The 16,905-nt window shown below is 70.4% G+C and carries 12 protein-coding genes; 9 read left to right on the top strand and 3 right to left on the bottom strand.

Annotation, left to right across the window (positions count from 1 at the left end; all coding sequences use genetic code 11):
* Positions 1-65 precede the first annotated feature (65 nt).
* The 6 genes from ACWGIH_RS13750 (at position 66) to ACWGIH_RS13725 (ending at position 9,299) form a co-directional block, all read left to right on the top strand.
* The gene (locus ACWGIH_RS13750; protein ID WP_453443386.1) at positions 66-2,135 is read left to right on the top strand and encodes a glycogen debranching N-terminal domain-containing protein; all 2,070 of its coding nucleotides are present in this window, start codon (positions 66-68) and stop codon (positions 2,133-2,135) included.
* Positions 2,136-2,312: 177 nt separating this feature from the next.
* A complete protein-coding gene (locus ACWGIH_RS13745; RefSeq protein WP_453443384.1) occupies positions 2,313-3,074 on the top strand; it encodes an NUDIX hydrolase in 762 nt (253 codons plus the stop codon).
* A 215-nt stretch (positions 3,075-3,289) separates the two neighbouring features.
* Entirely contained in the window at positions 3,290-5,260 is a 1,971-nt protein-coding gene (locus ACWGIH_RS13740) for an ATP-binding cassette domain-containing protein (protein WP_453443383.1), read from the top strand.
* A 163-nt stretch (positions 5,261-5,423) separates the two neighbouring features.
* Positions 5,424-6,311 (top strand): FadR/GntR family transcriptional regulator, encoded by an 888-nt coding sequence (locus ACWGIH_RS13735; protein ID WP_453443381.1) that lies wholly within the window; start codon positions 5,424-5,426, stop codon positions 6,309-6,311.
* Positions 6,312-6,730: 419 nt separating this feature from the next.
* On the top strand, positions 6,731-8,275 hold the full coding sequence (locus ACWGIH_RS13730; protein ID WP_453443380.1) for an RNA polymerase sigma factor: 1,545 nt from the start codon (positions 6,731-6,733) through the stop codon (positions 8,273-8,275).
* Positions 8,276-8,468: 193 nt separating this feature from the next.
* Entirely contained in the window at positions 8,469-9,299 is an 831-nt protein-coding gene (locus ACWGIH_RS13725) for a serine protease (protein ID WP_453443378.1), read from the top strand.
* A 168-nt stretch (positions 9,300-9,467) separates the two neighbouring features.
* Here the strand turns inward: ACWGIH_RS13725 and ACWGIH_RS13720 are convergent, their stop codons facing one another.
* Positions 9,468-9,695, bottom strand: a complete 228-nt coding sequence (locus ACWGIH_RS13720) for a DUF7455 domain-containing protein (protein WP_160507629.1) — start codon at positions 9,693-9,695, stop codon at positions 9,468-9,470.
* Between the two features lie 440 nt (positions 9,696-10,135).
* On the opposite strand from ACWGIH_RS13720, the gene ACWGIH_RS13715 reads away from it, so the two are divergent.
* The 3 genes from ACWGIH_RS13715 (at position 10,136) to ACWGIH_RS13705 (ending at position 14,536) form a co-directional block, all read left to right on the top strand.
* Entirely contained in the window at positions 10,136-12,259 is a 2,124-nt protein-coding gene (locus tag ACWGIH_RS13715) for a DNA gyrase/topoisomerase IV subunit B (protein WP_453443377.1), read from the top strand.
* Between the two features lie 187 nt (positions 12,260-12,446).
* Entirely contained in the window at positions 12,447-12,947 is a 501-nt protein-coding gene (locus ACWGIH_RS13710; RefSeq protein WP_453443376.1) for a DUF485 domain-containing protein, read from the top strand.
* A complete protein-coding gene (locus ACWGIH_RS13705) occupies positions 12,944-14,536 on the top strand; it encodes a solute symporter family protein (protein ID WP_453443374.1) in 1,593 nt (530 codons plus the stop codon). Before ACWGIH_RS13710 ends, ACWGIH_RS13705 begins: the two co-directional genes overlap by 4 nt.
* A gap of 17 nt (positions 14,537-14,553) precedes the next feature.
* On the opposite strand, the gene ACWGIH_RS13700 is transcribed toward ACWGIH_RS13705, so the two are convergent.
* On the bottom strand, positions 14,554-15,234 hold the full coding sequence (locus tag ACWGIH_RS13700) for a response regulator (protein ID WP_453443373.1): 681 nt from the start codon (positions 15,232-15,234) through the stop codon (positions 14,554-14,556).
* On the bottom strand, positions 15,231-16,889 hold the full coding sequence (locus ACWGIH_RS13695) for a sensor histidine kinase (protein WP_453443372.1): 1,659 nt from the start codon (positions 16,887-16,889) through the stop codon (positions 15,231-15,233). The genes ACWGIH_RS13700 and ACWGIH_RS13695 overlap by 4 nt, the downstream gene beginning before the upstream one ends.
* Positions 16,890-16,905: the final 16 nt, after the last annotated feature.

Here is a 16,905-nt window from a genome sequence, read left to right as displayed (position 1 = left end):
CTGGGTCGATCCGCCGTACGGCCCCCGACTCCCCGTAGCGCGGACAGCGCAGAAGAGGCCATCCCATGCCCCTGCCCGCCTCGTCCCCCCTCTCCGGCAGAGGGGGTCCCCAAAGGCCTGTGCCGGGCTCCCCGCTCTCTCCGGGCGGATCCACGCAGGCTCCCGCGGCTCCCGCGCCGCGTCGCCTCGCGCAGTTGCCGCCCGCGCACGCCACGCTGATCTGTGTCGCCCTGCCCGCACTCGCGATCTCCACCGACCAGGGGCAGTTGACCGGACGCGGACTCGAGGGGTTCTACCGAGCCGGGCGCAGGCTGCTGTCCCGCTGTCAGCTACGAGTGGCGGGGCGCGAGCCGATCGCCGTGCAGGCACGGATGCTCTCGGCCGACCATGCCCGCTTCACGGCGACGCTGCGTCCTGCCGCGGACGGCGGCCCGGATCCGGAAGTGATCGTCGAGCGGACCCGGTACGCGGACGGCACGGAGCGGATCATTCTGCGCAGTGCCGCCGGCCGGCCCCTGCGACTACCGGTGGAGGTGTCGCTCGGCACGGATCTGGCGGAGCTCGGAGCAGTCGCCTTCGGCACCACGGGCCCCGAACTGCCCCCCACGGTCCACGACTCCGGAATGCGTTGGTCCTCGCCGTCGGGCACCTGTGTGGTCACCGCACACCCGGCGCCCGCGGACGCACTGGCCTCGGCCGGACTGCTGCGCTGGGAGGTGGAGCTGGCGCCGGGCGGCGCCTGGAGCCTGGAGCTGCGCGTCCGGCCGGAGGGCGCGGGCCCGGTGAGGGCGGTCGGGCACGCGATGTCCCGTTCGCTCGCCACGGCACGGGCCGCGGGCGACGACCCCGGGGCCCGCGCCCTGCTGGACCGGTCCGTGGAGGATCTCCAGGCGCTGCTGCTGCGGGACCCCGAGCACCCGACCGATCTCCACCTGGCCGCGGGGGCGCCGTGGCGCTGCGGACTCGCACCGGCCGAGGCGCTCGCCGCCGCCCGGATGGCCCTGCCGCTCGGCACCGGGATCGCCATGGGGACACTGCGCACGCTGGCCCGCCGTCAACTCACGGGCAAGGGGCCACGGGTGGGCATGATCCCCGGGCCGCTGCGGAACGCGGGGCCGCATCTGCCGCCCGGGTGCACGGGGGTCGAGGCGACGCTGCTCTTTCCGGTGCTGTTGGCGGAGGCGTGGCGTTGGGGGGCATCGGCTCAGGAAGTGGAGGAGTTGCTGCCGGCGGCCGAGCGCTGCCTGCGGTGGCTGCTCGCCGCGGTGGGCGACCGGGGGTTCCTGCCGGACCCGTACCCGGGAGGGCCCGCGCGCTGCGAGACCCAGGCCCATGCCCACCGGGCCGCGCTGCTCGGCGCCGACCTGCTGGATGCCCACGGCCGCCCGGGCGGTGCCGGACTGCGCCAGTGGGCGGAGCGGCTGAGGGGCACCTTCCGGGAGGACTTCTGGGTGGAGGACCGGGCGGGTGGCCGGCCCGCCGCGGCCTGCCTGGCCGACGGCCGCCCCGTGCCGCTGCTCACCGGCGGAGCCGCGCACCTCCTCGACACGGGGCTGCTCGGAGGGGGCGTGCTCGCGCCAGGGCTGCTGGACAAGGTGCGGACGGAGCAGCTCGCCCGGCTGCTGGGCGGGCCCGCCATGGACTCGGGGTGGGGACTGCGGAGCCTGGGCGTCAAGGAAGCGGCGTACAACCCTTTCGGACATCGTGGCGGGGCGGTCCGCATCCATGAGACGGCGGTCGCCGTCGCGGGTCTGGCCGCCGCGGGCTACGAGAAGGAGGCGAGCGCGCTGCTGCGAGGGGTGATGGCGGCGGCCGAGACGTTCGGCCACCGGCTGCCTGAGATGTACGCGGGGGAGCAGCGCACGGAGGGCGGTGCTCCGTTGCCGCACCCCGCGGCCTGCCGCCCGGCGGCCACCACCGCGGCTGCCGGGGTGCAGCTCCTCACCGCACTCGCCGGGATCCGGCCCGACGCCCCGTCGGGCACGGTGACGCTCAGTCCCGTCCGCAGCGCACCCCTGGGGGAACTGGGGCTGACGTCGCTGCGCGTCGCGGGCGCGCCGTTCTCCGTGCGCGTCAGCCGACTCGGCCTCGCCATGGTCGAGGAAGCGGCCGACGGGCTGCAGCTGGGGGTATGACGTACGGACCAGGACGAAGGGTGCAGCGGAGGTGTGGCCCACGAGGGAGGGACCTTCGGCCGGGGTGGCTCGCCTCCGACGGGTGTGGCCTAAACCCGACGCGAGGGCCGGTGAATCCGGCCGGGTTCGGATGCCGGAGGAGCTGTTTATCGTCAGGCAGACGACTATGATCGCGGCATGTCGCCCTACGACCCGTCGGCCTTCCCGCCGTTTGCTGTCACCGTCGATCTGGTCGTGCTGACCGTACGTCGTCATGCGCTCTGCGCGCTTGCCGTACGCCGGGGCGAGTCGCCGTTCCAGGGGCGATGGGCGCTGCCCGGCGGATTCGTGCGCGACGACGAGGACTTGTCGGCGGCCGCCGCGCGGGAGTTGGTCGAGGAGACGGGGCTGTGCGCGCACGATCCGGACTCCCCGGCCCAGGCGAACGGCGCACACCTGGAGCAGTTGGCCACGTACGGCGACCCCAAGCGTGATCCGCGGATGCGGGTCGTCAGCGTCGCCCACCTCGCGCTCGCTCCCGACCTTCCCGCCCCGCGAGCCGGCGGCGACGCGAACAGCGCGCGCTGGGCGCCGGTCGAGGCACTGCTCAACCAGGGTGGATACGGACGTGAGGACGAGCAGGCGGCGCCGCTCGCCTTCGATCACGCGCAGATCCTGTCGGACGGCGTGGAGCGCGCACGTTCGAAGATCGAGTACTCGTCGCTTGCGACGGCCTTCTGCCCGCCCGAGTTCACCGTCGGCGAGCTGCGCCGCGTGTACGAGGCCGTGTGGGGCGTCGTGCTCGACCCGCGCAACTTCCACCGCAAGGTGACCGGCACACCGGGCTTCCTCGTCCCCACCGGTGGTACGACCACGCGCCAGGGTGGCCGCCCCGCTCAGCTCTTCCGTGCCGGCGGCGCGACGCTGCTCAACCCGCCGATGCTGCGCCCCGAAGTCTGAGGCTCGCGCCACGGGTCACGTCAAGGGTCGCTCCGCTGGTCGCCCCGCCGGTCATCTGTCGGTCCGGCGGCGTGATGAACACCCGCGGCCCACGCCCTGACCGAAATGCCAGAAATATCGCGTTATCTTGCTGACGTACCCACGGGGTTCGTCCGTCCCCGACCCGGCGGACGAATCCTGGCCGTCGAGCGGTCGCACATCCTGCGAGAGAAGCGATGATCCAGGCCATCGGACTGACAAGCAATCCCCGCCAGGAGCTGCCGCCTGCCGTCGACGACGTGTCCTTCGAGGCGCGAACAGGCCGTGTCACGGCACTGCTCGGCGCGCAGGGCGCCGGTAAGACGACGGCGCTGAGGCTCATGCTCGAACTCCAACAGGGCCGAGGTGTCACCTACTTCAGAGGGCGCCCGCTGCACCGCATCACCTACCCGTCACGCGAGGTGGGTGTCCTTCTGGGCGAGGTTCCCGGACACCCCGGCCGTACGGTCCGGGGGCAGCTGCGCATGCTGTGCGCGGCCGCAGGTATGCCCGTCCAGCGCGCCGACGAGGTGCTCGAAGTCGTCGGCCTGGTGAGCCTTCGCGATCAGCGCCTCGGCACGCTCTCGCGCGGCATGGACCGTCGTCTCGGCCTCGCCTGCGCGCTGCTCGCCGACCCGCACACACTCGTCCTGGACGACCCCGCCGATGGACTCTCGGCCCGTGAGGGCGGCTGGCTGCACAGCGTTCTGCGCGCGCACGCCGCCCAGGGCGGGACCGTCCTGTTCTCCACTGCCGACCCCAAGGAAGCCGCGCGGACCGCCGATCGCGTCGTGACGCTGGAAGCGGGCCGGCTGGTGGCCGATCAGGAAGCCAGGGACTTCGCCCGCACCCGGCTGCGCCCCCGGGTCGCGGTGCGCAGTCCGCATGCGGCACGGCTCGGGGTGCTGCTGTCCAAGGAGGCCCGCGCCGGGCAGCGCTCCATCGAGGTGGTGAAGGAGGACGGCAACCGGCTCTCGGTGTACGGCAGCAACTGTGCCGACATCGGAGAGACAGCCTTCCGTCACGGAATCCTCGTCCACCAACTCGCCGACGAGATCGGGGATGCGGGGCCCACGGCGGCTGAGGCCGGCAGTCCCTCTCCCGAACCTGATGCCTGTCCCGCGCCCGCTCCCGCCCCTGAGATCGCCACCGCAGCCGTAGTTGCGGATACGTCAGCGGCGGCAGCCCACACACCGTCGGGAGCCGTACCCGAAGCCTCGAACCGGGCTGGGGCCGAGATCGTGCCCGCGGACAAGATCGTGCCCGCGGAAGAGAACCACTCCGCGCCCGAGAACCTCATCCCACTCGCCACCTCGGAACCGGTCGCAGCCGCCGTCACCCCCCAGCCTGTCCCCGCGGCGCCATCCCACTTGCCGCCCCCCATCTCGGTCCGCCCCGCCCGCAGCCCTCTTCGGCCCTTGCGCTACGAACTGCGCCGCGCCGCCGGTGTGGGCACCGGTTACCTCACCACGGCCGCTGTGCTCGCCGTCTCCGCCGTGATCTGCGTCTTCCTCGCCAGGAGCGGTCACACGCCGCAGCCCCAGCTGCTGGCCGCCTGGCCGCAGGAACTTCCCCTGCCGCCCGCGGCGCTCGGCGCCGGACTGCTCGGCGCCCTCGCCTTCGGCGAGGAATTCCGCCACCCCGCCCTGGCTGCCGACCGGGGCACCGTCCCCCGTCGCTTGGGGCTGCTCAGCGCCAAGTTGACCGTCGCGGCCGCCACCGCACTCCTGCTGAGCTTGCTCGTCCTGGTCTCCGACGCCGCTCTCCTGCACCTTGTATACGGAGAAGAGGTCGCGAAAGTTCCCGCCGACTGGCTTTCGATGAGCGTGAGTTGGGTCGGCCTGGTGGGTGGCTGCGCCTGGGCGGGGGTCCTCGCCGGAGGAGTCTTCCGGTCCACGACCGCCGGTCTCGCCGCGGTTCTCGCGGTGCCGATCGTCGTCGTACCGCTCGTACAAAAGGCCTTGGAGGGACCGTCTGTGCGATCGGCGGCGGGGCTCCCCGGGAGGCTGCGCGACCTCGCACTGGTGCAATGGCCCTTCGGTGTCGAGCGATATCTGGCCGGTGGAGTCCGGATGGTCGCTCAACCCGTCGGCAGTGCCCTGACGTTGTCGCTGACCGCACTGCTCTGCGCATATCTGCTCACCGGGATGCGCGGCAGGGCTCGATGACAACCGTCCGTCGGTTCCGTTCACGTGCTGCGCACAACTCCCCCGGAGAACGCCCATTTCTTTCCGATAAGGCGTCAATTGCGGCGGGGTAAGCGATCACCCTTTCGTGTGCTTTTCACCAAAGACCTCAAGGGACTTGGGAGCCACGCCGACAAAGAATTCCGTGAGTACCCTTGCGCACACCATGATGACCGCCGCCCGCTCCGCAGACTCCGGCCTCGCCGGCCCGGGCGAACTCGACCGCTACCCCTACGCCGAGGCCCCGGGTGCCGACCGCGTCGTCGCGCCCTCCTGGGACAGCGCCGACCACGATCTCGGCCGCGTCGGACGACGCACCGCCGGCAGCCGCGGCCGCGGACTGCACGGCCAACTCGTCCAGCAGCTCGGCCAGATGATCGTCTCCGGAGACCTCGGAGCAGACCGCCCGCTGGTCCCCGAGGAGATCGGCCAGCGGTTCGAGGTCTCCCGCACCGTCGTCCGGGAATCGCTGCGTGTACTCGAGGCCAAGGGCCTGGTCAGCGCCAGGCCCAATGTCGGCACGCGCGTGCGCCCCGTCAGTGACTGGAACCTCCTGGACCCGGACATCATCGAATGGCGCGCGTTCGGGCCGCAGCGCGACGACCAGCGCCGCGAACTCAGCGAGCTGCGCTGGACGATCGAGCCCCTCGCCGCGCGGCTCGCCGCGGGCCACGGCCGCGAGGAGGTGCAGCAGCGGCTCGCCGACATGGTCGAGATCATGGGCCATGCCCTGAGCCAGGGCGACGGAATCACCTTCTCCCGTGCCGACGCGGAGTTCCACTCGCTGCTCATCCAGCTCGCGAGCAACCGCATGCTGGAGCACCTGTCGGGCATCGTCTCGGCCGCGCTCCAGGTCTCGGGCGGCCCCATCACCGGCTGTGACCGCCCCACCGAGGCGTCCCTGGCGCACCACTCGCGCATCGCCGACGCCCTCGGCGCGGGGGACGGCGCCGGCGCCGAGGCCGCCATGCGCCAGCTGCTCACCGTCCACCCGGAGGTGGAGCGCGTCGTGCCCGCCCCCCGCGAGCACTGACGGCCGGGTCTGCGTTCGTACGGCCGGCTGATGCGCTCCGCGGCACGACCTCATCACTCCGTTGGCGCGGTGGCGTCGCCGGGCTTCTGCGGGTTCCTCGGGGATCCGGCAGGGACCCGGCGACGCGGTCGTTGCGGGTCGGAGGGCCGTCAGAGCTCAGGTCTGCACATGTCTGACCGTATCTGGCCGCTTTTACGCGCTTACGGGGTGTGACTCGGGCCACGTAGATTGGGCGTAACGCTCGTCGGGGCAGCGCGATGACCTAAGAGGTGATAGCCGAGGAGGGAATACAGCAGTCGTTCGCGGCGCTGTGTAGCTCCCCGGCCCCGCCTGCGCCGTCGGCCCATCCCTAGTCGTCGGTCGTCGGTCCTGGTCCACAATGGACGGGGCCGGAAGCCGTTTTCCAACGTTCCGAGAGGTTGTTCGTGTCGGCCAGCACATCCCGTACGCTCCCGCCGGAGATCGCCGAATCCGTCTCTGTCATGGCGCTCATCGAGCGGGGAAAGGCTGATGGGCAGATCGCCGGCGATGACGTGCGTCGTGCCTTCGAAGCTGACCAGATTCCGGCCACTCAGTGGAAGAACGTTCTGCGCAGCCTCAACCAGATCCTCGAGGAAGAGGGTGTGACGCTGATGGTCAGTGCCGCGGAGCCGAAACGCCCCCGCAAGAGCGTCGCAGCGAAGAGCCCGGCCAAGCGCACCGCGACCAAGACCGTCGCGGCCAAGACGGCCACGGCGAAGCAGGCCACCGCGTCCGCCGCCCCCGAGGCGTCGGCCGTGGATGTCGCCGCTGAGGACGCGCCCGCGAAGAAGGTCGCCGCCAAGAAGACGACGGCGAAGAAGGCCGTCGCCAAGAAGACCGTCGCCAAGAAGGCGACGGCCAAGAAGACGTCCAAGCAGGACGACGAGATGGTGGACGACGAGGCCACTGAGGAGACGACCGCCAAGGGCAAGCCCGGTGAGGGCGAGGCCACGGAGGAAGGTCCCCAGGCAGGCTTCGTGCTGTCCGACGAGGACGAGGACGACGCCCCGGCCCAGCAGGTCGCCGCGGCCGGTGCCACCGCCGACCCCGTCAAGGACTACCTGAAGCAGATCGGCAAGGTCCCGCTGCTCAACGCCGAGCAGGAGGTCGAGCTCGCCAAGCGCATCGAGGCCGGCCTGTTCGCCGAGGACAAGCTGGCCAACGCCGACAAGCTCGCCCCGAAGCTGAAGCGCGAGCTGGAGATCATCGCCGAGGACGGGCGCCGCGCCAAGAACCACCTCCTGGAGGCCAACCTCCGTCTGGTGGTCTCCCTGGCCAAGCGCTACACCGGCCGCGGCATGCTGTTCCTGGACCTCATCCAGGAGGGCAACCTCGGTCTGATCCGCGCGGTCGAGAAGTTCGACTACACCAAGGGCTACAAGTTCTCCACGTACGCCACCTGGTGGATCCGTCAGGCGATCACCCGCGCGATGGCCGACCAGGCCCGCACCATCCGTATCCCGGTGCACATGGTCGAGGTCATCAACAAGCTCGCGCGCGTGCAGCGCCAGATGCTCCAGGACCTGGGCCGTGAGCCCACCCCGGAGGAGCTGGCCAAGGAACTCGACATGACCCCCGAGAAGGTCATCGAGGTCCAGAAGTACGGCCGTGAGCCGATCTCCCTCCACACCCCCCTGGGTGAGGACGGCGACAGCGAGTTCGGTGACCTCATCGAGGACTCCGAAGCGGTCGTTCCGGCCGACGCGGTCAGCTTCACGCTCCTTCAGGAGCAGCTGCACTCCGTGCTCGACACCCTGTCCGAGCGTGAGGCGGGCGTGGTCTCTATGCGCTTCGGTCTCACGGACGGCCAGCCGAAGACCCTCGACGAGATCGGCAAGGTCTACGGAGTGACGCGTGAGCGCATCCGTCAGATCGAGTCGAAGACGATGTCGAAGCTGCGCCACCCGTCGCGTTCGCAGGTCCTGCGCGACTACCTCGACTAGTCACCAGCGCTCCACGAAGAAGACCCGGGACCTCACGCGAGGCCCCGGGTCTTCTGTTTGTCCGGCGCGGCCGCCGCGTGACGCACCACCCCGTGACGCACCGCCGCGACGCGGACGCGCGTGGCGCGGGTGCGGGGTGTGACGCACTGGATCACTGTGGGTGTTTCACGAGAACCCAGAGTGAGGAGATCGCATGCCTCGTCCTATCGCCCGAACATTCACGGCGACGCTGGCCCTTGTGGCCCCGGTGGTGGCGCTGCCGTTGGCCTCCACGACCCCCGCGGCCGCCGACAGCGTCGTCGTCGGCGGCGGTCCGGTCCGGGTGGCCGACAGTCCCTGGGTGGTGGCGCTGTCCAGCCGTGACCGGTTCGGGGGTACGCGTTCGGGACAGTTCTGCGGAGGTGTGGTGGTCGGGCGGTCCACGGTCCTCACGGCGGCCCACTGCCTGGGGGAGGAAGTCCTCGGAGTACGGCTGGGCGAGATGAGTGACCTGAAGGTGATCGCCGGCCGGGACGATCTGGGGAGAGCGCAGGGCCGCGAGGTTCCGGTGCGTGAGGTGAAGGTCAATCCGGAGTACGACAGTTCGTCGAACTCCGGCGACTACGCCGTTGTGTCGCTGGCCAAACCGCTTCCGCAGGGCTACGTCATCGGTATGGCGGCCGCGGGGGACCAGGCGTACGCACCCGGCACGCGTGCGGAGGTCTACGGGTGGGGTGACACCACGGGATCGGGCGACTACGCGCGGACGTTGCACTCCGCGCAGGTACGCGTACTGCCTGATGCCACCTGCAAGGAGGCCTATCCGGGCAATTCTGACGGAACGTACTCGGCCGCATCCATGCTGTGCGCGGGGGAACTTGAGGGCGGCCGAGACGCCTGCCAGGGGGACAGCGGCGGCCCGCTGGTCGCGCGGGGGCGGCTGATCGGCCTGGTGTCGTGGGGGAGCGGCTGTGGGCGGGCCGGGAGCCCCGGGGTCTACACGCGAGTCTCGAGCGCCGCACAGGCGGTCGATTCGCGCGGCTGAAGTACGGGAGTTGTCCGCGTGGGGGGTATGGGGCGCCGCGAGAGACCGCCGAGAAGGCGCCTGGGCGCCCCTGTAACGCGAGCGGGCGGCCGACCCTGGGGTTGGCAGGGTCGGCCGCCCGGTCACCGGCCTGGCGTGCGCCGGATCGCTCGTCGTGGGTGCGAGGTGTCAGCGATCCTCGTCGTTGGTCTCCGGGACGGCCGTCAGCCGCTCCGTCTCGTCCTGTATCTCAGCGGCGATCTTCTTGAGTTCCGGCTCGAACTTGCGGCCGTGGTGGGCGCAGAAGAGCAGTTCACCGCCGCTCAACAGGACGACGCGCAGGTATGCCTGGGCGCCGCAGCGGTCGCAGCGATCAGCGGCCGTCAGGGGGCTCGCGGGGGTCAGAACAGTAGTCACGTCGCCTCTTCTCTAGCTCGACGAGCTGTCGTACCAGGGTCAACATCCAACCAGGCCGAAAACGTTCCCGCTCGTGGCTTTTCCTCGAAGTTTTTTCCGAGGCGGCTGTCTGCTGCCGGTTGGCGGCGAATGTGCCGTATTACGTCTCTAACGTGTCGTACGGTTTCGCGCTGTCTGTCAGGTCGGTCGTCCGCCGGCTGGGTTGCCGGTTGTTCATGAGGACGTGCCCGGAGCCTAAATGGTTCATGCCTGGAAGGGAACGTGACGTGCGCTTCACTCAATCGAGGGATCGAACAAGCGTGCGGCACTGGACTAGTGTGAGGAGTGACGAGGGTGGCGTTACAACGGCTCTACCAGGCCTCGGTACCCTCTGAGCGGCAACCGAAGCCGGGGCCTTACCCCAAGAGGCCCCTTTTGAAATTCAGCGAGGAGCGAACCGCGTGACCGCCGAGACGTCCGTGCCGTCCACAGCATTGCTGACCGGAGCAGACCGGGACGGTTCCAACTACACCGCGCGGCACCTGCTCGTCCTGGAGGGGCTCGAGGCCGTTCGCAAGCGTCCTGGCATGTACATCGGGTCGACGGACAGCCGTGGCCTGCTGCACTGCCTCTGGGAGATCATCGACAACTCCGTCGACGAGGCCCTGGGCGGCTACTGCGACCACATCGAAGTCATCCTCCACGACGACGCCTCCGTAGAGGTCCGCGACAACGGCCGAGGCATCCCGGTGGATGTCGAGCCCAAGACCGGCCTCTCCGGAGTCGAGGTCGTCATGACCAAGCTCCACGCGGGCGGAAAGTTCGGAGGTGGCGCCTACGCTGCTTCCGGCGGTCTGCACGGTGTGGGTGCCTCCGTGGTGAATGCCCTGTCCGCTCGCCTCGACGTGGAGGTGGACCTCCACGGGCACACCCACGCGATCAGCTTCCGTCGTGGCGTCCCCGGGGCCTTCGCCAAGCCCGGCCCCGACGCCGACTTCGACTCGTCGGCCAAGCTGCGCAAGGCCAAGAAGATCCCCAAGACGCGCACCGGCACGCGCGTGCGCTACTGGGCCGACCGCCAGATCTTCCTCAAGGACGCCAAGCTCAACCTCGAGACGCTGCACCAGCGCGCCCGGCAGACCGCGTTCCTGGTGCCCGGCCTGACCATCGTCGTGCGCGACGAGTACGGCCTCGGAGAGGGCGGTACCAAGGGCGAGGAATCCTTCCGCTTCGACGGCGGCATCAGCGAGTTCTGCGAGTACCTGGCCCAGGACAAGGCCGTCTGCGACGTCCTCCGCCTCACCGGGCAGGGCACCTTCAAGGAGACCGTCCCGGTCCTCGACGACCACGGCCAGATGTCTCCCACCGAGGTCACCCGTGAGCTCGCCGTGGACATCGCCCTTCGCTGGGGCACGGGTTACGACACGACGCTGCGGTCCTTCGTCAACATCATCGCCACCCCCAAGGGCGGCACCCACGTGACGGGCTTCGAGCGCTCCCTCACGAAGACGATGAACGAGGTGCTGCGCACCCAGAAGGTGCTGCGCGTCGCCGAGGACGACATCGTCAAGGACGACGCCCTGGAGGGGCTGACCGCGGTCATCACGGTCCGTCTCGCCGAGCCGCAGTTCGAGGGCCAGACCAAGGAGGTGCTCGGCACGTCGGCGGCCAACCGCATCGTCTCCAACGTCGTCGCCAAGGAGCTCAAGGCGTTCCTGACGTCCACCAAGCGCGACGCCAAGGCGCAGGCGCGTGCCGTGATGGAGAAGGCCGTCGCCGCCGCCCGTACGCGCATCGCGGCGCGGCAGCACAAGGACGCCCAGCGCCGTAAGACGGCCCTGGAGTCCTCCTCGCTGCCCGCCAAGCTCGCCGACTGCCGCAGCGACGACGTGGAGCGCAGCGAGCTCTTCATCGTCGAGGGAGACTCCGCGCTCGGCACCGCCAAGCTGGCGCGGAATTCCGAGTTCCAGGCCCTCCTGCCGATCCGCGGCAAGATCCTCAACGTTCAGAAGGCGTCCGTCACGGACATGCTGAAGAACGCCGAGTGCGGCGCGATCATCCAGGTCATAGGGGCTGGGTCAGGCCGGACCTTCGACATCGACGCGGCGCGCTACGGAAAGATCATCCTGCTCGTCGACGCCGATGTGGACGGCGCGCACATCCGGATCCTGCTGCTCACCCTGTTCCAGCGCTACATGCGTCCGATGGTGGAGGCGGGCCGGGTCTTCGCGGCCGTGCCGCCCCTGCACCGGATCGAGCTGGTACAGCCGAAGAAGGGCCAGGACAAGTACGTCTACACGTACTCGGACAACGAGCTGCGCGAGACGCTCCTGGAATACCAGCGCAAGGGGATCCGCTTCAAGGACTCCATCCAGCGCTACAAGGGCCTCGGAGAGATGGACGCCGATCAGCTGGCGGAGACCACCATGGACCCCCGCTTCCGCACCCTGCGGCGGGTCAACATCGGCGACCTGGACGCCGCCGAGCAGGTCTTCGATCTGCTGATGGGCAATGACGTGGCGCCCCGCAAGGAGTTCATCACGAGCTCGGCGGCGACGCTGGACCGTTCGCGCATCGACGCGTAGCGCTCGCGCGGGACGCATTCCACCGTGGGTGGAGCCTCTTGGCTCCACCCACGTTCCATTTGTGGGGGCCATTGATGAGGTCCTTCACCTGATGGGGTGAAGAGCAGGGAGAGAAGAGTCAGGGATCTTCCCGTTCTGTCCATCCTTGGGCACGCGGCCGAACAAGGCTGCGGACAAGGAGAGTTCGGTGGAGAAGCACGACGGGCGCGATGCGGGGCCGGCGCGGACCGGAGATCCGAGGGATCCCTGGTACGACGCGCTTGCGTCCGGCTGGGGTGAGCTGGACGGCACGGGCGCGCCGGCGCCCGTGGTGGCGCCCCGGGCCGCGCCGGAGCGGGCCGCGAGCGCCGCCGACATCTATCTGGAGGTCCAGCGCAGTGCTGCCTTCCAGGAGGTGCGCGGCCGGTATCGGCGGTTCGTCTTCCCCGGAGTGGCCCTCTTCTTCACCTGGTACGTCGCGTACGTCGTGACCGCGACGACGGCACCGGGGCTGATGGCACGCCCGGTCGCCGGAGCCGTGAACGTCGCGATGCTCGCCGGCCTCGGCCAGTTCCTCACCACCTTCCTGCTGACCTGGGCGTACGCCCGCCACGCCCGGCTGCGCAGGGATCACGCGGCGCTCGATCTGCGCTGGGCCGTGTTCGAGCAGAAGCGGGAGCAGGAACTGGCCCGGGGGAGCGAGCGATGACCGGGGACCACCAGACACTCGCCCTGCTGCTGTTCGGCGTGTTCGTGGCCGTCACGCTCGCCATCACGACGTGGGTGAGCCGCAACCGGCACGGTTCGGCGGAGGAGTTCTACGCGGGCGGCCGGCTCTTCTCGCCCATGGAGAATGGATTCGCCATCGCGGGCGACTACATGTCGGCCGCCTCCTTCCTCGGCATCTCCGGGCTGATCGCGCTCTTCGGGTACGACGGGTTGCTCTACTCGGTGGGTTTCCTCGTCGCCTGGCTGGTCGTGCTGTTCCTGGTGGCCGAACTGGTGCGCAACTGCGGCCGGTTCACGCTCGCCGATGTCGTGGCCGCACGGATGAGGGAGCGGCCCGTGCGCATCGCGGCGGGAACTTCCTCGGTGACCGTGTCCGTTCTCTACCTGGTGGCGCAGATGGTGGGGGCGGGCTCACTGGTCGCGCTGCTGCTCGGCGGGACGAGCGAGGCGGCGCAGACCTGGACGGTGATCGGCGTCGGTGCGCTCATGGTCATCTACGTGTCGTTGGGAGGGATGCGGGCCACCACCTGGATCCAGATCGTCAAGGCGGTCCTGCTGATGTGCGGCGCGATCGCGCTGACCGTGCTCGTGCTCCTGCGTTTCCACGGCGACTTCGACCAGTTGCTGCGAACCGCCGCCGATCGCAGCGGACACGGCAGTCAGTTCCTCGCGCCCGGGTTGAGGTACGGCAGCGACTGGACCTCGCGCCTGGACTTCATCAGTCTCGGACTCGCACTCGTCCTCGGCACGGCCGGGCTGCCGCACATCCTCTCCCGCTTCTACACGGTGCCGACCGCGCGGGCCGCCCGCCGTTCCGTCGTCTGGTCCATCGGCCTCATCGGCAGCTTCTACCTGATGACGATCGTGCTCGGCTTCGGCGCCGCCGCGATCGTGGGGTCCGATGCCGTGCGGGGATCGAACGCCGCGGGGAACACGGCGGTCCCGCTGCTCGCGCTCGATCTGGGCGGCGGCGCGGACTCCACGGGAGGAACGGTTCTTTTCGCGATCGTCGCCGCGATCGCCTTCGCCACGATCCTCGCCGTCGTCGCCGGGATCACGCTCGCCTCCTCGGCATCGGTGGCCCACGACCTGTACGCGTCGCTGCGGCGCAAGCACGCGAAGCCGCGCAGCGAGGTGGCGGTGGCGCGCCTCGCGGCCGCCGGGATCGGTGTGGTCGCGATCGGCCTGGGGCTGCTCGCCCGGGATCTCAACGTGGCGTTCCTGGTCGGCCTGGCCTTCGCGGTCGCCGCGTCCGCGAATCTGCCCGTGCTGCTCTTCTCGCTGTTCTGGCGGAACTTCACCACGCGGGGAGCGGTCTGGTCGGTCTACGGCGGACTGGTGCCCGCCCTGGTGCTCGTCGTGCTGTCACCCGTGGTCTCCGGAGGGCCGAGCTCGCTCTTCCCGGGAGTGGACTTCCAGTACTTCCCGCTGGAGAACCCCGGGCTCGTCTCCATCCCGCTGGGCTTCCTGGCCGGATGGCTGGGCACCGTCACCTCGTCGGAGCCCGCGGACGAGGCCAAGCACGCGGAGACCGAGGTGCGCTCGCTCACCGGGGCGGGAGCGGCGTAACTGCCCGCCACGGGTGGCTAGGAGGCGCTGGACGCCCACTCGTAGCGGTGCTCCGGGCGGCCCGTGTCGCCGTACTTGAGGCTGAGCCGGACGCGCCCCGAGCGCTCGAGGAGCTTCAGATAGCGCTGGGCCGTCTGGCGGCTCAGCCGGGTGCGGTCGGCCAACTCCTGGGCGGACAGCGGACCTTCCGCGCCCATCAGGGCCCTGCGGACCAGCTCCGCCGTGGTGGGGGAGTGGCCTTTGGGCAGCTCCGGCGCCGGAGTCGCCGAGAGGGCGCCGAAGATGCGGTCGACCTCGGCCTGCTCGGCCTCGCCCCCGCCGTCCAGGGTGCGGCGCAAGGTCGCGTACGCGTCGAGCTTCGCGCGAAGTCCCGCGTACGAGAACGGCTTGACCAGGTACTGCAGGGCTCCGTGGCGCATCGCGGCCTGCACGGTGGCGACGTCGCGCGCGGCGGTCACCATGATCACGTCGGTCTGGTGGCCGCGCTCACGCAGCGTACGGACCACGGCGAGGCCCGTCCGGTCCGGCAGATAGTGGTCGAGGAGTACCAGGTCGACCGGGAGCTCCTCGACGAGCCGCAGGGCCTCGGCCGCGCTGTGGGCCTTCGCGGCCACCCGGAAACCGGGGACTTTCGTCACGTAGGCGGCGTTGACGTCCGCGACCCGGACGTCGTCGTCCACGACGAGAACCTCGATCATCGTGTCTCCTCCGTGCGGGCCGGTTCGGACGTCGGGTCCAGTTCGGGCTGGGCGAGCGCTTCGGGCAGGACGACGGTGAACTCGGCGCCCCCTTCGGGGGAGGCGTCGGCCCGTGCGCTGCCGCCCTGCCGTTCGGCGAGCCTGCGGACCAGGGCGAGCCCGATGCCGCGCTTGCCGTGTGCCGGCGGCTCCTTGGTGGACCAGCCCTCGGTGAAGATCGTCTCGCGTTGTCCGGGCGGTACGCCAGGGCCCGTGTCGCTCACCCGCAGCACGACGGCGCGTCCCTCCGTGCGTACATCGACCTCCACGCGCGCGTGGAGGGTGCCCGCCGCCGCGTCGAGCGCGTTGTCGACCAGATTGCCGACGATGGTGACCAGACCGCCGGGATCGATCAGCCGGTCGGGCAGCGCGGTGTCGCGCGGAACGGCGAGGACGACCCCGCGCTCCGCGGCGACCGTGGCCTTGCCCACCAGGAGCGCGGCGAGCAGCGGGTCGCCGATCTTCTCCGTGATCTGTTCGGCGGTCACCCGGTGCGCGCCCGCCACCTCGCCGACGAACTCCGCCGCCTCCTCGTACATCTCCAGTTCCAGGAGGCCGAGCAGGGTGTGCATGCGGTTGGCGTGTTCGTGGTCCTGGGCCCGCAGCGCGTCGATGAGACCGCGGGTGGAGTCGAGTTCGCGGCCCAGCTGCTCCAGTTCGGTGCGGTCACGCAGGGTGGCGACGGCGCCGCCGTCGTCCGTGGGCATGCGGTTGGCGACGAGGACACGCTGACCGCGGACGGTCAGGAGGTCGGTGCCGGTGACCCGTCCGGCGAGCACGTCGGTCGTACGCCCCGGGCCGAGCGCGGTGTCGAGCGGTTGCCCGATGGCTGCCGCGCCGAGTCCGAGGAGACGCTGGGCCTCGTCGTTGAGCAGGCGTACGCGGCCCGCGCGGTCCAGGGCCACCACGCCCTCGCGGATGCTGTGCAGCATCGCCTCGCGTTCCGCAAGGAGTGCCGAGATATCGGAGAAGGCCAGGTCACGGGTCTGTCGCTGCACCCTGCGTGAGATCAGATAGGCGGCGAGGGCGCCGACGGCGAGCGCCCCACCCGCGTAGGCGAAGAGCCCGGGGATCGCGTGGATCAGCCGGGCGCGGACACTGTCGTACTCGATGCCGACGGAGACGGCTCCCACGATGTCCCCGTCGATCTCCCGCAGCGGCACCTTGCCGCGAGCCGAGCGGCCCAGGGTGCCGTCGTCGATCTCCATGACCTCGTCCCCGGCGAGCGCCTCGCTGGGGTCGGTGGAGACGATGCGGCCGATCTGGCCATGGTCCGTGTGGGACCAGCGCACGCCGTCCTTGTTCATGATCACGACGTACTCCGCGCCACTGGCACGCCGGATGCGTTCCGCTTCCGTCTGCACGGGCCCGTCGACGGCGGGCTTCGAGGAGCGGAGGTCGTCGGCGATCTGCGGCTGGGCGGCCGTGGTCTGGGCGATGGCGAGCGCGCGACGCATCGCCTGGTCGTCCAGTTGATCGCTGAGCGGCGCGAGGAAGAGCCCCGTCGCGAGCACGGCGACCCCGGCGGCGATCGCCAGCTGCATGAGCAGCACCTGCGAGAACACGCGCCGCGGCAGGCCGAGGCGGAGTCTTCGGGCAGGGGAGGTCGGGCTCATGTGTACGAACGGTACG

It is taken from the genome of Streptomyces sp. NPDC054872 (assembly GCF_053610705.1).
Note: the sequence above shows the minus strand (reverse complement) of the source record. Positions and strands in the feature narration are given on the sequence as shown.

Bases quoted from the DNA above. Each gene is read 5' to 3' on its own strand.
- ACWGIH_RS13750 (WP_453443386.1), top strand. From the start codon at position 66: ATGCCCCTGCCCGCCTCGTCCCCCCTCTCCGGCAGAGGGGGTCCCCAA.
- ACWGIH_RS13745 (WP_453443384.1), top strand. From the start codon at position 2,313: ATGTCGCCCTACGACCCGTCGGCCTTCCCGCCGTTTGCTGTCACCGTC.
- ACWGIH_RS13740 (WP_453443383.1), top strand. From the start codon at position 3,290: ATGATCCAGGCCATCGGACTGACAAGCAATCCCCGCCAGGAGCTGCCG.
- ACWGIH_RS13725 (WP_453443378.1), top strand. From the start codon at position 8,469: ATGCCTCGTCCTATCGCCCGAACATTCACGGCGACGCTGGCCCTTGTG.
- ACWGIH_RS13705 (WP_453443374.1), top strand. From the start codon at position 12,944: ATGACCGGGGACCACCAGACACTCGCCCTGCTGCTGTTCGGCGTGTTC.
- ACWGIH_RS13700 (WP_453443373.1), bottom strand. From the start codon at position 15,234: ATGATCGAGGTTCTCGTCGTGGACGACGACGTCCGGGTCGCGGACGTC.
- ACWGIH_RS13695 (WP_453443372.1), bottom strand. From the start codon at position 16,889: ATGAGCCCGACCTCCCCTGCCCGAAGACTCCGCCTCGGCCTGCCGCGG.